The sequence below is a fragment of the Paenibacillus sp. PAMC21692 genome (assembly GCF_014303795.1).
Taxonomy (GTDB): Bacteria; Bacillota; Bacilli; order Paenibacillales; family Paenibacillaceae; genus Pristimantibacillus; species Pristimantibacillus agaridevorans.
Genome location: NZ_CP060293.1, coordinates 5,685,613 through 5,700,571, shown reverse-complemented (window position 1 = coordinate 5,700,571; position 14,959 = coordinate 5,685,613). Strand labels below are relative to the sequence as shown.

At 55.3% G+C, this 14,959-nt stretch carries 11 protein-coding genes; all 11 read left to right on the top strand.

Annotated elements, in window-relative coordinates:
- Nucleotides 1-13: 13 nt before the first annotated feature.
- The 11 genes from addB (at nt 14) to H7F31_RS23285 (ending at nt 14,952) form a co-directional block, all read left to right on the top strand.
- Nucleotides 14-3,508: a helicase-exonuclease AddAB subunit AddB gene (addB, locus tag H7F31_RS23335; RefSeq protein ID WP_187100732.1), complete on the top strand. Its 3,495-nt coding sequence runs from the start codon at nt 14-16 to the stop codon at nt 3,506-3,508.
- Nucleotides 3,509-3,512: 4 nt separating this feature from the next.
- Nucleotides 3,513-7,547, top strand: coding sequence for a helicase-exonuclease AddAB subunit AddA (gene addA, locus H7F31_RS23330; protein WP_187100731.1), 4,035 nt, complete (start codon nt 3,513-3,515; stop codon nt 7,545-7,547).
- Between the two features lie 68 nt (nt 7,548-7,615).
- Entirely contained in the window at nt 7,616-8,221 is a 606-nt protein-coding gene (locus H7F31_RS23325; RefSeq protein WP_187100730.1) for a hypothetical protein, read from the top strand.
- A gap of 80 nt (nt 8,222-8,301) precedes the next feature.
- Nucleotides 8,302-8,613: a hypothetical protein gene (locus tag H7F31_RS23320; protein ID WP_187100729.1), complete on the top strand. Its 312-nt coding sequence runs from the start codon at nt 8,302-8,304 to the stop codon at nt 8,611-8,613.
- A gap of 170 nt (nt 8,614-8,783) precedes the next feature.
- Nucleotides 8,784-9,128 (top strand): histidine triad nucleotide-binding protein, encoded by a 345-nt coding sequence (locus H7F31_RS23315; protein ID WP_087567151.1) that lies wholly within the window; start codon nt 8,784-8,786, stop codon nt 9,126-9,128.
- A 94-nt stretch (nt 9,129-9,222) separates the two neighbouring features.
- The gene (rpsU, locus tag H7F31_RS23310) at nt 9,223-9,396 is read left to right on the top strand and encodes a 30S ribosomal protein S21 (RefSeq protein WP_005547957.1); all 174 of its coding nucleotides are present in this window, start codon (nt 9,223-9,225) and stop codon (nt 9,394-9,396) included.
- A gap of 15 nt (nt 9,397-9,411) precedes the next feature.
- Nucleotides 9,412-9,855, top strand: coding sequence for a GatB/YqeY domain-containing protein (locus tag H7F31_RS23305; RefSeq protein WP_187100728.1), 444 nt, complete (start codon nt 9,412-9,414; stop codon nt 9,853-9,855).
- A 179-nt stretch (nt 9,856-10,034) separates the two neighbouring features.
- Nucleotides 10,035-10,313: a sporulation protein YqfC gene (yqfC, locus tag H7F31_RS23300; protein ID WP_087567149.1), complete on the top strand. Its 279-nt coding sequence runs from the start codon at nt 10,035-10,037 to the stop codon at nt 10,311-10,313.
- Nucleotides 10,314-10,335: 22 nt separating this feature from the next.
- A complete protein-coding gene (gene yqfD / locus H7F31_RS23295; RefSeq protein ID WP_187100727.1) occupies nt 10,336-11,529 on the top strand; it encodes a sporulation protein YqfD in 1,194 nt (397 codons plus the stop codon).
- Between the two features lie 6 nt (nt 11,530-11,535).
- Nucleotides 11,536-12,507, top strand: a complete 972-nt coding sequence (locus tag H7F31_RS23290; RefSeq protein WP_187105494.1) for a PhoH family protein — start codon at nt 11,536-11,538, stop codon at nt 12,505-12,507.
- 204 nt (nt 12,508-12,711) lie between these two features.
- Nucleotides 12,712-14,952, top strand: a complete 2,241-nt coding sequence (locus H7F31_RS23285) for an HD family phosphohydrolase (RefSeq protein ID WP_187100726.1) — start codon at nt 12,712-12,714, stop codon at nt 14,950-14,952.
- Nucleotides 14,953-14,959: the final 7 nt, after the last annotated feature.

The window sequence follows — 14,959 nt, the reverse complement described above, 5'->3', positions numbered from 1 at the left end:
GGAGGAAGCCATTATGCCTTTGCAATTCGTAATCGGCCGTTCCGGCTCGGGGAAGACGGGATATTGTCTGGAGCAGATTCGGAATTGTCTTCTTGAGAATCCTGACGGACCGCCGCTTATTATGCTTGTTCCCGAGCAGGCTACGTTCCAGACGGAATATGCCATGCTGCGAGGCAGCGGGCTTCAAGGCACGATGCGCGCGCAGGCGCTCAGCTTTAGACGCCTTGCGTTCCGCGTCATGCAAGAGACGGGCGGTACGGCGCTTGTCCCTATTGGGGATACGGGCAAACATATGCTGCTCTACAAAATCGTGCACCGCGAAGCCGAAAAGCTAAAGTTGTTCGGCAGCGGCGCCGGACAACCGGGCTTCATCGATCGGCTGGCCGAGCTATTGACGGAATGGAAGCGATACGGCATATCTGCCTCGGAAGTAGAAGAAGCGGCAGCTTCGGGGGATATCGTTCGCTCCGCGATGCTGGACCGGAAGCTGCATGATGTCGGATTGATCTACGATCGGATGGAGACGGAGCTTGCAGGCCGCTATATGGATGCCGAGGATTATTTGCGTCAACTGGAAGAAGGGTGGCCTGGAGCTTCCGCCATGAACGGCGCCCGGATATGGATCGACGGATTCTACGGCTTCACGCCAATGGAATATCGGGCATTGGCCGCGCTGATGGCCTCGTCGGCTCATATTACGGTTGCTCTTACGCTGGACAGGCCCTATGAGCTCGGCGAAGCGCCGCACGAGCTTGATCTGTTTCATCCGACCGCCGAGACGTACGCCACGCTGCTCGGTCTTGCCGAAGAGAGGGGCATTGATGTGCTACCTCCCATCAACTTGAATAATGGCAGCGTCGCATCGGCCAGGTTCAGGGATAATCCGATGCTGGGGCATCTGGAACGAAATTATGGCGGTAAAAGAAACCCGATGCCCCTGCCGGACGGCGAACGAGGCTTGTCGCTTCAAGCTGCGGCAGGCAGACGTGCCGAGGTCGAGGCTGTAGCCCGCGATATGCTGCGCAGGACAAGGGAAGAAGGGCTTCGCTGGCGGGATATGGCGATTATGGTTCGCAATGCGGAGGACTACGCCGATTACGTTTCCCTGGTATTCTCCGATTACGAAATTCCGTATTTCGTCGACCGGAAGGAGAAGGCGCTGCATCATCCGCTCGTGGAATTTATCCGCTCTTCGCTGGAGTCGGTCCTGTTCGGTTGGCGTTACGACGCCGTATTCCGCTGCATCAAGACGGAGATGTTGTTCCCTGTAGATCGAAGCATGCCACGCGAATGGTTCGACCGTCTTGAAAATTTCGTGCTCGCTGCCGGCATCGACGGCTGGAAGTGGCTCGACAACGGCAGTTGGAGACCGCAAGCGCCGGTATCGCTGGAAGAGGACGAGGCCATGGCGACAGTGAGCGCCAGCGCCCAGCGGGAATTCGAACTCGTTATGGCGGCGCGCGAGGTCATAGTGCCGCCGCTTCGCCGCTTCGGCGAGAAGCTGCGCTCCGCCGGCACCGTTCGCGATATGGCGGAGGCCATGTACCAATTGCTCGCGGATACGGATGCGGCAGATCGGCTGGAGATCTGGAGCGGGGAAGAGATGGCTGCGGGGTTGCCCCTGCGGGCAAGATCGCATCGCCAGCTCTGGGACGGCGTCCTGGCGCTGCTGGATCAGCTTGTCGAGCTTGCTGGCGACGAGAAGATGCCGCCGGAGCTGTTTGCGGGCATGGTAGAGTCGGGGCTTGACAGCCTGACGCTCGCCGCGGTCCCCCCCGCGCTGGATCAGGTGCTGGTGGGAAGCATGGATCGTACCCGCTCGCGCGGAATCGCCGTCAGTTACGTGTTAGGCGCCAACGACGGGGTCATTCCCATGCGCGGCAAGGAGGACGGACTGCTGTCGGAAGCAGAGCGGGAGCTGTTGGCAGAAGCAGGGCTCTCCATGGCTCCTAGCGCGAAGCGTCGTCTTCTTGACGAGCGGTTTATGGTATATAACGCTTTGACGACGCCTAGCCGTCATCTCTGGATCAGCTGGACGATGGCGGACGAGGAGGGTAAAAGTCTGCTTCCCTCGGAGTTGATTCGTCAGGTGCAAGGCATGTTCCCGGGACTGGCCGTAAAGGAAATCGCCGCAGAACCAAATCTCGCGATGCCGGCGGTTCATCAAAAGGAATTTCTCGTACATCCGCGCAGAACTTTATCCCGTTTGATCGGCGCATTGCGTCAGTCGAGGGTAAAGGGAGAGGAATTGGAATCTTTCTGGTGGGATGCGTACAACTGGTACGCCGCTCGTCCCGAATGGCAGGACAGGCTCGGCGTGCTTCTTTCCTCCTTGGACTTCCGCAATATGGAGAAAGATCTGCCGGAGGTGCTCGCGAGGGAACTATACGGCTCTCGAATGCAGGTCAGCGTCTCGCGGATGGAACGATTCGTCTCCTGCCCGTTCCAGCACTTTGCCATACACGGCCTCAAACTGCGGGAGCGAAAGCTTTACCGTCTGGCTGCGCCGGATATCGGCCAGTTGTTCCATGCCGCTCTCAGCGCGCTGGCCGGCAAGCTTGGCGGAGGCTGGGGCAGCGCGCCGCGGGCGGAAATCAAGGAAGCCGCAGCGCGCACCGTGGATGAGCTGGCGCCTAAACTTCAATCGCAAATTCTGCTCAGCAGCGGCCGGTTCGGCTTCGTTGCCCGCAAGCTCAAAGCCATCGTCGCCCAAGCCGCGGTCATGCTTGGCGAGCACGCCAGGAGAGCGGATTTCCATCCTGTCGGATTGGAGATCGACTTCGGCCCTGGCGGCAAGCTGCCGCCTATGGTGCTGCAGCTTCCAAGCGGAGCGCAGATGGAAGTGATCGGCCGGATCGACCGCGTCGATGCAGCGGAGACGGAAGACGGCTTGCTGCTGCGCGTCATGGACTATAAGTCCAGCTCAACCTCGCTTAGGCTCGAAGAGGTCGTATACGGCCTGTCGCTCCAAATGCTGACGTATCTCGATGTGCTCGTCACGCATGCGAACGAATGGCTGGGTCAGCCGGCTTCTCCGGCCGGCGTGCTCTACTTCCATGTTCACAATCCCGTAATGGCGCTCTCCAACCGGACATCGGAAGAAGAAGCGGACGGCATGCTGCTGAAGCGCTACAAAATGAAGGGTCTGCTGACGGCCGATGCGGAGGTGGTGCGTCTGATGGATGGCGACCTGGAGCAAGGTTATTCGGAGGTGCTGCCAGTCGCGCTCAAAAAGGACGGCAGCTTTTACAGCAGCTCCTCGGTCGTGACGAATGAGCAATGGTCGACATTGCGCCGTTCGGTCAGACGGACGATTACGGGGATCGGCCATTCCATTCAGCAAGGAAATGTTTCCATAGAGCCCTATCGACTCGGAGACAAGACGCCGTGCCAATTTTGCGATTACAAGCCGGTATGCCAGTTCGACCCGCTTGTCGAGGGGAACGAATATCGCAAGCTGACGAAGACGTCCAAGGAAGATGTCTGGCGTTTGCTGGAGGAGGTGTAGCTCTATGAGTAACGAGTTTAATGAGGTTGTCGCGACGCTTCCGCCCAAGCCGGAGAACAGCACCTGGACCGACGATCAATGGAAGGCTGTCGTGACGGGAGGGCGAAACGTGCTGGTAGCGGCCGCGGCCGGCTCCGGCAAAACAGCGGTCCTCGTCGAACGCATCATTCGCAAAATATCGTCCGATACAGACGTGGACAAGCTGCTAGTCGCCACCTTTACCAAAGCGGCGGCGGCGGAGATGAAAGAGAGGATTACGCTGGCGCTCGAGAAGGAGCTGGAAGCCCAGCCGGACTCCGATCACTTAAGGCGGCAGCTGGCGCTGATGGGAAGGGCGTCCATTACGACGCTGCATTCCTTCTGCATGGACGTCATTCGCAGACACTACCCGCTCATCGGTCTCGATCCGGGCTTCCGCATCGCGAACGAGACGGAGAGCGAGCTGCTTAAGCTCGACGTCATGGACGAGCTGTTCGAATATATGTACAGCGGAGAAGGCGAGGGCGCCGCGGCATTTCTGGAGCTGGCGGAGCGTTACGGCGGCGAGCGGGGCGACGAACCGCTCTATCGGCTTGTAGGCCAGCTTCATGAATTCGCCCAAAGCCATCCGTGGCCAGCCTACTGGCTCCGTCAAACGGCAGCTGCCTTCGTGATAGGCAACGCCGGGGAGCTGGAGGCTTCTCCCTGGGTACAGAGCATGCACCGGGACGTTCTGCTGGCGCTGAGCGGAGCGGAGTCGCAATTGGAGGAAGCGCTGGGCATCACGCGGCTTGCCGGGGGGCCAGCGCCTTATGCAGAGACCTTCGATGAAGATCTGTCCGTCGTTCGCCATATTCGGCAAGCGGCGGAGAGCGGTTCCTGGAGCAGCCTGGGCGATGCGTTCCGCAGTGCGGCGTTCGGCAAGCTCAAGGCGCTTCGCGGCGACGGCTATGACAAATCTCTGCAGGAAGAGGCGAAGTCGCTGCGGGAGGATGTCAAGAAGTTGATCGGCTCCATCGCCGAAGAGCTGTTCGGCCGTACGTCGGAGCAGTTCGTGGAGGAGCTGCGGGAGCTGGCGCCGCTTATGGGGGCGCTGGCCGAACTGGCGGTGTCGTTCGGACAGCGCTACGAAGCCGCGAAGCGGGACAAAGGACTGCTCGATTTCGGGGATCTCGAACATTATTGCCTTCGCATTTTGCGCGACGAGAGCTCCGAGCCGGGACATCTAGTGCCTTCAAGTGCCGCAGAGGAATACCGCGTACAGTTCGACGAGATTTTGCTGGACGAATACCAGGATACGAACATGGTGCAGGAAGCGATCGTCACGTTGATCGCGAGGGAAGGGCGAGGCAATCTGTTTATGGTAGGCGATGTCAAACAAAGCATCTATCGCTTTCGTCTCGCCGAACCGAATTTGTTTTTGACCAAATACAAGTCCTATGACACCGGAAATGCAGGCGAGCAAAACTCGGAGAACGGCCCGAGCGGCGAAGAGGGGGACGGCTCGGGCGGCCTGCGCATTGACCTGGCACGCAACTTTCGCAGCCGTGCCGAGGTGGTGGACGGCGTCAACGCGGTCTTTCGGGCGATGATGCGCGAAACCGTTGCGGAGATGGATTACGACCGCCGGGCGGAGCTGGTATGCGGAGCGGCTTACCCGGAGCCGCTTGAGCCCGGCAGCTGCCGCGTGCAGTTCGCGGTGCTGGATCGTGCGGTTGCTGACTCCGACGAAGGCGAAGTTTACGGCAGTCTCGCCGAAGATGACGAAGGGGCGGATGGAGCCGAAGGTCCGCGAGCTCAAGATGATACGGCTGAGCTGAAGGTAGCTCAGTTGGAGGCCCGCTGGATCGGCGGCCAGCTGCGAGAGCTGATGGATCGCGGCTTTCAGGTCTACGACGGCAAGCGCAAGCAGTATCGAAGTCTGCAGTGGAGGGACGTCGTCATTTTGTTGCGCGCGACGCAGGCTTGGTCTCCGATCATCATCGAAGAGCTTCAGAGCATGGGCGTACCCGCTTATGCGGAACTGAGTACGGGATACTTCGAAGCTACAGAGGTCGAGACCATGCTGTCCCTGCTAAGGGTCGTGGACAATCCCTATCAGGATATTCCGCTTGCGGCCGTTTTGCGGTCTCCTTTATTCGGACTCAATGCGGAGGAGCTGTCCCGCATTCGGATCTTGTCGCCGTCAGGACCGTATTACGATGCCGTTTTGCAAGCGGCCGGAGATGAAGCCATGCCAGGGGAATCCAGGCTAAAGCTGTCCAGATTTCTGGAAAAACTGGATGCATGGCGTCAGGAAGCCAGACAAGGGGCGTTGGCAGACTTGCTGTGGCGCATGTACCTGGAGACGGGCTACTATGACTTTATGGTCGGGTTGCCGGGAGGAGCGCAGCGTCAAGCGAATCTGAGGGCGCTGCATGACAGGGCGAGACAATACGAGGCGACTTCGTTCCGGGGGCTGTTCCGGTTCCTTCGTTTCATAGAGCGAATGCGCGATGGCGGCGGAGATCTCGGAACGGCCAGGGCGCTTGGCGAGCAAGAGGATGTCGTGCGAATCATGTCGATTCATAAGAGCAAGGGGCTGGAATTCCCGGTCGTGTTCGTGGCTGGGCTCGGCAAGCTTTTTAACCAGCAGGATCTGCGAAGCCCGTTCCTTAAACATAAGGAGCTTGGTTTCGGTCCAAGGTACGTGGATTCCGAGCTGCGCATCAGCTACCCGTCGCTTCCTTATCTCGCGATCCGGCGAAAGCTTCGCATGGAGATGCTTGCGGAGGAGATGCGCATCCTGTACGTCGCATTAACCCGTCCCAAGGAGAAAATGTATCTTGTCGGCACAACGGCGGATGCCGGCAAGAAGCTGCAGCGATGGCTGGGCTCGACCGACTCCGAAGGGCGCTTGTCGGATTTCCGGGTCGCAACGGCTCGTTCGTTTCTGGATTGGCTTGGTCCTATGGCGGCCGCGCAATTGTCCGGCTCGGAGCAAGGACGGCCCGAACAACATGCGGAAGCTGGCAAATCTTTAGAAGGATCGTTGCCGGAACAAGGAAACGTTTATCCCATTGGAGCGAAGCCCCAATGGGAAGCAGCCGTCGTTCCAGCCGCATGGCTCGGCATCGAGGCGGCAGCAGCACAAGAGATCGTTGGAGAAATGACGAACACAGGGAATTCTTTAAGAGACGCGGCGATCGCTTCTCTTGCTCAGCTGGAGGAGGTCGAACAGGACCGGGAGCTGCGGTCTCGCCTGGAATGGCGGTATCCCTATGAGGTAGCATCAAAGCTGGCAGCCAAAACGTCCGTCACCGAGATGAAGCGACTTCACGAGGAAGCGGATGCCTATTCCGCCGACCTCGGCGGAAGCGGTGGAAGCGGACATGCTGTCTCCCAAGACGATGAGGACGCTTCTGCTGACTTCGGCTCAAGGATGGCCGATCGGCATTCCGAAGCGTTTCAGTCAAGCGGCGGGGCTGCTGAAGCGTCTGGTGGAGCCTCCTTTTCGCTGCGGTTGCGAAGACCGGCCTTTATGGAAGAAAAGTCGCTCACCGCGGCGGAAAAAGGTTCTGCCAGCCACTTATTGATGCAGCATGTGCCGCTGGTCTCCGAAATTGGCGCAACGGAAATTGCGGCAACGTTAGCGGATATGGTGGAACGGCGTCTTCTGACGTCAATGCAAGCTGCATCTATCGATATCTCCGCCGTTGCGGCTTTCCTGTCCGGCGAGCTGGGTCAGCGAATGAGAAATTCGCCTTGGGTGCGCCGTGAAGTGCCCTTTAGCGCGATGCTGCCGGCAAGCCGTGTCTACGCGGGGGGAACCATAGAGCAATTGACGGAAGAACCTGTACTGATTCAAGGGGTTATCGACTGCATGTTTCGAGGCGATGCGGGCATCGTTCTTGTGGATTACAAGACGGACCGAATCCACTCCGGTGGATGGGAAGCGGCGGCGGAGAGGCATAGATTCCAGTTGGAGCTGTATGCGGAGGCGATTGCGTCCGTGCTGGGAGAACCCGTTGCAGAGACCTACGTCTATTTCTTTGACGGCGCTTCAACGATTAAACTGTAGCCGTATTCGGCAAAAAGGCCAGTAAAACGGATAACGCAATTATAACGTATTGTGATGGAGGGAGAAGCTTGGCGGAGAAGGAGCAATCGGGCAAACGTTCGCTCGCGCTGCCCATTACCTTGCTGTTGCTGGTGATGAGCGTGATGGGAAACGTACTGTTGTCTACCAAAAATATCGGATACACCAGAGGCCAGACTGAGGATGAGGGACGAGCCGTCTTTACCCAGCTGGAGAAGGGCAGGTCCGATCTTGCTTATTGGAGCCGTCTTGCCGGCGAGGCCGTTGCTTCTCCGGCTGCAGAAAACGGTACCGGACGAGTGACCGCAGCCTACTTAAGCGAATCGATCGCAAGAGGAGAAGCGCATCTCGGCAGCTTGCTGGAAACAGCCGAGAAGCTAAATGCTTCGGCTTTCGAAGGGGCAGCGGGAGCTTATGCGGATTTTATGGCTGATCGCAAGGAAATGTTGGCTGCGATCGGAGCGGGCTCCGGCCCCTTGGCGGATGCCGAGCGAGCGGCCCTGGAAGGTTCGAAAACATCTTTTGAGGAGATGGAAGAACTGCTTTCGGAATTCCATTACGCGGGTTCGGACAATAAAAACGTTCTCATCCGGCTTGCCGGCGGCCATGACTGGCTGCCAATCGCGGAGAAGCTCAGAGAAGCCGTTATAAAGTAATTGCATGAGAAGCTAAGGCCTTCAGTAGCCATTCGCCTATATCTGCATAAGATGAATGGATAACAGGAGGCTGATGAACGATGGAAAATAAAGCGTATGACCAAGTCGACGCCAAAAGCATGTGCCAAGCGCATATGTATCGTTACGTGATGGTGCAAACGAACGACGGTTGCTGCGTAGATGGGTTTGTGGAGCATGTGGACGATGAGCATGTATATTTGGCCGTCCCGCATTGCCTCGGCGATTGGGAACGAGCGTTTCTGCCTTATGGCGGGTATGGCGGTTTTGGCGGAGGTTTCGGTTATCCGTTTTATCCGCCAAGAAGATTTTACCGCAGAGCGTTCCCGCTAGGTTCGCTGCTGGCGATTTCCCTGTTGCCGTTTTTTCTATAACAATGATGGAATTACGATTCTATGCGAACGGCATGGACAGCATGGCGCGGCTTTTTGCCGCGCTATCTTGCTTTCCGCATGATTGGCGTATAAAGGAAACGGGGATTGGACTAGACAGGAAATTTTCGGTATTATAGAGAAAGCATGAAGGGATTGGAGGTTGTGTTGTAGTGGATTGCATTTTCTGCAAGATTATCGAAGGCTCTATTCCGTCCAAGAAAGTGTTCGAAAACGATCGCGTTCTTGCGTTCCAGGATATTCAGCCGGCCGCGCCAGTACATATTCTGATCATTCCTAAGAAACATATTCCCACGATGAATGATATCGGTTCCGAGGATCTGGAGCTTGTCGGAGAGCTGTTTGCGGTCGCCCGTCAAATCGCGAAGGAGCAAGGGATCGACGAAGCGGGATACAGGCTGATCAACAATGTGAACAGCGACGGAGGACAGGTTGTTTATCACCTGCATATCCATCTGCTCGGCGGCAATAAGCTTGGCCCTTTATTGGCAGTCTAACAAAGTTGACACTGGGATTTGCTTTGCCGTATAATGAAGTTTGATAAACCGTGTTATAGCTCTGGACGGTCTGTTTCGGAGGGAGGGAAAACTGGTGTCTGAAACTAAAGTTCGCAAAAACGAAACCATCGATGCTGCGCTTCGCCGCTTTAAACGCTCCATCGCTAAAGACGGTGTTTTGGCTGAGGTGAAAAAACGCAAGCATTACGAAAAGCCAAGCGTTAAACGCAAGAAAAAGTCCGAGGCTGCTCGCAAGAGAAAGTTTTAGGAGGATCCTTCCATAATGAACCTGAGCGAACGATTGAACGACGATATGAAGCAAGCCATGAAGAGTCAGGACAAGTTCAAGCTCACGACGATTCGCATGATGCGCGCGTCCGTGAAGAACTTGGAAATCGACCTTAAACGTCCACTTGACGATAACGAAGTGCTTGATATTCTAAGTCGCGAGATCAAAATACGTAAAGATTCCCTCCAAGAATTTAAAAAAGCCGGCCGCGACGATCTGGTAACAGGTCTTGCAGCAGAAATTGAAATTATTAGTCAATACCTTCCCGAGCAGCTGACCGAAGAAGAGATTCAAGAGATAGTAAGGCAGACCATCCAAGAACTCGGTGCTTCTTCTAAAGCCGAAATGGGGAAAGTGATGAGCGCCCTGATGCCTAAAACAAAAGGACGCGCTGACGGTAAACTAGTAAATCAATATGTCCAACAATTTCTGCGTTGATATGCGGACTCCCGAAACACCCCGAAAGGGGTGTTTTTTTGTTATGCAGAAAATTATGCGCTCCAAGACTTGTGAGTTCCGCTCATTTTCCCTCCTCATATTTCCAGTCGCGAACGCATAATTTGGTATAGTACGGAATTATAGCGATACCTTCGTTCGCTGAGGAGGCCGAGACGGCAATGCGACAACTGAAAAAAAAATTTCGCAAACTCACCGCCGAATTGCTCGATATGCCGCAGGATGTCGTCTATGATCTGCCGCGATTGACAATGATCGGCGACCGCCAGCTGTACATCGAGAATCATCGGGGCGTCGTTCATTTCTCGAGCGACAAGCTAAGGCTTGCGCTTAGCAAGGGGCAGCTGGAGGTAACGGGGAGCGAGCTGGTCATACGTACGATATGGACCGAGGAAGTATTCGTTGAAGGCATCATTGCGAATATACAGTTGATTCCATGAATCCGTCGGGAGGGAATTTACGATGAAAGGTCAAGGCGTAACGTGGCTGCAAGGAGTCGTCGTCGTTGAGGCAAGAGGGGGACGGCCGGAGGAGCTTGTCAATCGGGCGCTGGAGGGCGGACTGTCTCTCTCTGCCATATCATGGACAAGCAACGGGAAATTAAGGTTTGAGGTGTCGGTTGGAGACTTTTTTAAGCTTCGCCCGTATTTAAAGCAGACAGGCTGTCGCGTTCACGTCGTGAAGCGGAACGGCCTGCCGTTCTGGATGGCAAAGGCGGAGAAACGCATTTGGTTCGCAGGCGGTCTCGCGTTGTTTTTTCTCCTGATTTTCCTGCTCTCTTCCTTGGTTTGGAGGATCGACGTTGTCGGCAACGAAAGAATGCCTAAGGAAGATATTTTACAAGCGGCCAAGGCTGAAGGGCTCTATACGCTGCAATGGTCGTTCAGGCTGCAGGATGCGGACGTCATCTCCAAGAAGCTCGTGACGGCATTGCCGGGTACGACATGGATCGGAGTGGAGAAAAAGGGGACGAAAGTAACCATCCGAGTCGTGGAGATGTCGCTTCCCGAGCAAGCCGCGCTAAATAGTCCCAGACATCTGATTGCATCGGCGGACGCGGTTGTGACGCAGATCGTGGCGGAAGCGGGTAAGCCGTTAGTGAAAAAAAATACGCGCGTAAAAAAGGGACAAACCTTGATCTCCGGCATCATCGGCAATGAGACGTACAACAAAACGGTCGTGGCTAAGGGGAGCGTGCGAGGACTGGTCTGGTACGAATACGAAATTCTGTCGCCTATGACGCAGCAAGTGAAAGTGTATACGGGTGAGAAAAAAACGAAGTGGCATGCCGTGATCGGCTCCAGAGCGCTTCAGATCAGCGGCTTCGGAGACAACCCCTTCGCCCAGTCCGAAACAGTAACGCATGAGGAAAGAGTGTCCTGGCGCGATTGGACGCTGCCGTTCGGAAGGATGAAAGAGACGATTTTGGAGTCCGAGATGCAGGAACGTACATTGACGGAAGAAGAAGCGCGCGAGGCAGGCAAGATGCAAGCGAAGGCCGAGGTCTTGTTGAAAGCCGGAGCGGATGCGGTCATCCGGGACGAAATTGTTTTGCATGAAAAGGCGGACAATGGTAAAGTTTATATGAAAGTTCTTTTTGAAGTAGAACAATCCATCGTAGAAGAAATGCCATTAGTCCATATGCAGGGAGACTGAGAATTGTTGCAAAATGATCAAAAATCAGCAAAAGTACATCTAGGCAACGCCGCGGAGGGACTAGCTGTATTCGGTCCGCAGGATAAATTTCTTCGGCTCGTCATGGAACAGTCAGGAGCTTCCATAAGCTCCCGTGAGGCGGAGATCGTCATTACGGGACAGGCGAAGGAAGTAGATTCGTTGGAGCAGCTGTACACCGTCTTGCTGCAGCTCGTCAGAGGCGGCTACGCGCCAACGGAGAGAGATATCATGTATGCGCTCGATTTGGCTCGGAATATGCAAGCCGAAGAGCTGCTCGATCTATTCAAGAAGGAAATTGCATCCACGTTCCGCGGGAAGAAGATCATGGTCAAAACAATTGGCCAGCGCCATTATGTAAAGACGATCAAGAAACGCGACATCGTGTTCGGTATCGGACCCGCGGGAACAGGCAAAACCTATTTGGCCGTCGTTCTGGCCGTCGTAGCGTTGAAAGAGGGGGCCGTAAAGCGGATCGTGCTCACTCGGCCAGCCGTGGAGGCGGGCGAGAATCTTGGTTTCCTGCCAGGCGATCTGCAAGAGAAGGTCGATCCTTACTTGAGACCGCTGTATGACGCGTTACATGACGTGCTTGGCCCCGAGCAGACGGCCAAAGCGCTGGAACGCGGATTGATCGAGATTGCCCCGCTCGCCTATATGCGCGGAAGAACGCTCGACGATTCCTTTATTATTCTGGATGAAGCGCAGAACACGACACCGGAGCAGATGAAGATGTTCCTGACGAGACTTGGTTTCGGCTCGAAGATGGTCATTACGGGAGACGTTACGCAGATCGACCTTCCGCGGGGCAAGTCGTCGGGTCTCGTAGAGGCTCAGCGCATCTTGAAGGACATCGAGGAGATCGGCATGATCTTCTTCGCGGAGCAGGACGTCGTAAGGCACTCCCTTGTCCAGAAGATCATCGTAGCCTACAACCACGACGCGGAGAACAAATCTTGAAATTAAAATAGAAGTTCAAAAATCCGCTTTTCAGTACCGAGAAGGTTGGATGAAGCTGGAAACTGAGTATCGGAGCGTAGCGGAGCTACGTGAGAAACGGAAGATCCGGCTGAATTCAAGATTCGACGTCGAGTAGGCTACATAGGGATGCTACGTAATGGGAAGCGGATTTTTGAACCTCCTTTGAAAGGAAGGGTTGCGTGCATGGGGCAGGGTGAATCAGCTAAGCCGATCGTCAAACCGCCTGCTAGATCGACGCAAGGTTGGAGGCAGAGTCCTGCTGTCAAGTGGACCTTGATGGCGATGTTCGTGCTGCTCTTTTATTTCAGCCTGGCGCCGCATGTCATTCCGGAGACATATGATATTACCGAAGGCGTGGCCAGCGAAAAAGAAATCAAGGCGCCCTTTCAGATCCGTGACGAGAAGGCGACTCGACAGGCGGAAGAAGATGCGGCCGCCAAGATCGATCCCATCTATTCGATCGTACCGCTGAGCAACGCGACGCTCGTCGAACAACTTTTTTACCGAATCGAGCAGCTTAACCTTGACGATCAAGTTACGACCGATAACAAGGTTGCGATCTACCGATCCGAGATTCCTGGGAAGTATGACGCCCATATTGATGCATTTATCACCGCAAATAAGGGCAAAGGAACGTTTAGCGATTCTCTTGTGCAAGAGATGGAAAATGTCGCCAAAGATCAACGGTATACCATACCGGAAGAAACTTTCTACAAGATGCCTCAGCTTAAATCCGAGCAGCTATCCGAGATGCGGTCGGTGGCAAGAGAAATCGTCCGCAAGCTGACGCTAGAGCCGCTGCGAGAAGCGGAGACGGCTCGCACCCAGGTCGCCGAACTCGTTAATGCGAGCACGCTGTCCAACCGGACGGAACGGGAAATCGTGCAGGAGCTGGCGAGATTCGCCATTATGCCGAATCGTTTTCTCGACACGGATGCAACGGACGAAGCCAAAGCTCTTGCCAAGCAGAATACGCAGCCGGTCGTCTTTAAGGAAGGCGACGTCATCGTAAAGCGGGGGCAGACGATTACCCCGGATCTGTATAAGCTGTTGTCGGACTCCAATCTCTTGCAGGACAAGACGTCGTATTGGCCGCAAGCGGGGCTGCTCATACTGTCGCTGATGTCCGTCATCGTGCTGTTCGTTTATTTGCACCAATCCGGCGGTTTCGGGGGGCTTCGGCCGAAGTACAGCAATACGCAGCTGCTGATGTTGCTGCTTATTTTCCTGATCAACATCATCACGATACAGATCATCGCGCTGATTCAGACGGATTCAGTACCGTATGCCGGTTATTTGGCACCCGCGGCTCTCGGAGCGATGCTGATTACTTTGCTGCTGGATATGCATTTGGCGATTATTTCGTCATTTATTTTCACCATCATGGGAAGCATCATCCTGAATCCGGCATCCAATACGCTTTTTGATTTCAAATACGGCTTCTTCGTGATCGTGGTCTCGCTTGCCGCCATCTTCTCTATCCATCGGGCCAGTCAACGATCCGCGATTCTGAAGGCAGGCATTATGGTCAGCTTATTCGGAGCTTTATCCGTGATGGCCGTATTGTTGATGACGGAGCAGCTCGAACGGATGCCGTTCATCTACTCCGTATCCTTCGCATTCGCAAGCGGCTTGTTGACGGCGGTGCTTGTTATTGGATTGATGCCGTTTTTCGAAATTACGTTCGGCATTTTGTCGGCTCTTAAGCTGGTCGAGCTGTCAAACCCGAATCATCCGTTGCTGCGCAAGCTGCTGACGGAGACGCCGGGCACCTATCACCACAGCGTCATGGTCGGCAATCTTTCGGAAGCTGCCGCCGAAGCCATCGGCGCAGACGGCTTGTTGTGCCGCGTCGGCTCGTATTATCACGATATCGGGAAGACGAAACGGCCGAACTATTTTATCGAAAACCAGTCCAATATGGAGAATCCGCATGACACGATCGATCCCAAACTCAGCAAGTCGATCATCGTTGCGCACGCACGAGATGGCGTAGAGATGCTTAAGGGCCATAATATACCGAAGCCGATCCGCGATATCGCGGAGCAGCATCACGGCACGACTTCGCTCAAGTTTTTCTATCACAAGGCGGCGAAACAAGCGGAAGAGCAAGGCATCGTGCCGACGTTTACCGAGGACGATTTCCGTTATCCGGGACCGAAAGCTCAATCCAAAGAAGCGGCTGTCGTCGGCATCGCCGATTGCGTGGAAGCTGCTGTGCGGAGTTTGCGCAATCCAACGGTGGAACATGTCGAGGCCATGATCGCCAAAATCATCAAGAGCCGCCTCGACGACAATCAGTACAACGAATGCGACTTGACGCTCAAGGAGCTGGACAAGATCGCGCAATCGTTGAAGGAGAGCATCATCGGCATCTTCCATTCCCGAATCGAATATCCGGAAGATGTCAAGACGAAGGAGTGAATTCGGC

Coding starts and splice junctions, on each gene's coding strand:
- addB (WP_187100732.1), top strand. CDS start 14: ATGCCTTTGCAATTCGTAATCGGCCGTTCCGGCTCGGGGAAGACGGGA.
- addA (WP_187100731.1), top strand. CDS start 3,513: ATGAGTAACGAGTTTAATGAGGTTGTCGCGACGCTTCCGCCCAAGCCG.
- H7F31_RS23320 (WP_187100729.1), top strand. CDS start 8,302: ATGGAAAATAAAGCGTATGACCAAGTCGACGCCAAAAGCATGTGCCAA.
- H7F31_RS23305 (WP_187100728.1), top strand. CDS start 9,412: ATGAACCTGAGCGAACGATTGAACGACGATATGAAGCAAGCCATGAAG.
- yqfC (WP_087567149.1), top strand. CDS start 10,035: ATGCGACAACTGAAAAAAAAATTTCGCAAACTCACCGCCGAATTGCTC.
- yqfD (WP_187100727.1), top strand. CDS start 10,336: ATGAAAGGTCAAGGCGTAACGTGGCTGCAAGGAGTCGTCGTCGTTGAG.
- H7F31_RS23285 (WP_187100726.1), top strand. CDS start 12,712: ATGGGGCAGGGTGAATCAGCTAAGCCGATCGTCAAACCGCCTGCTAGA.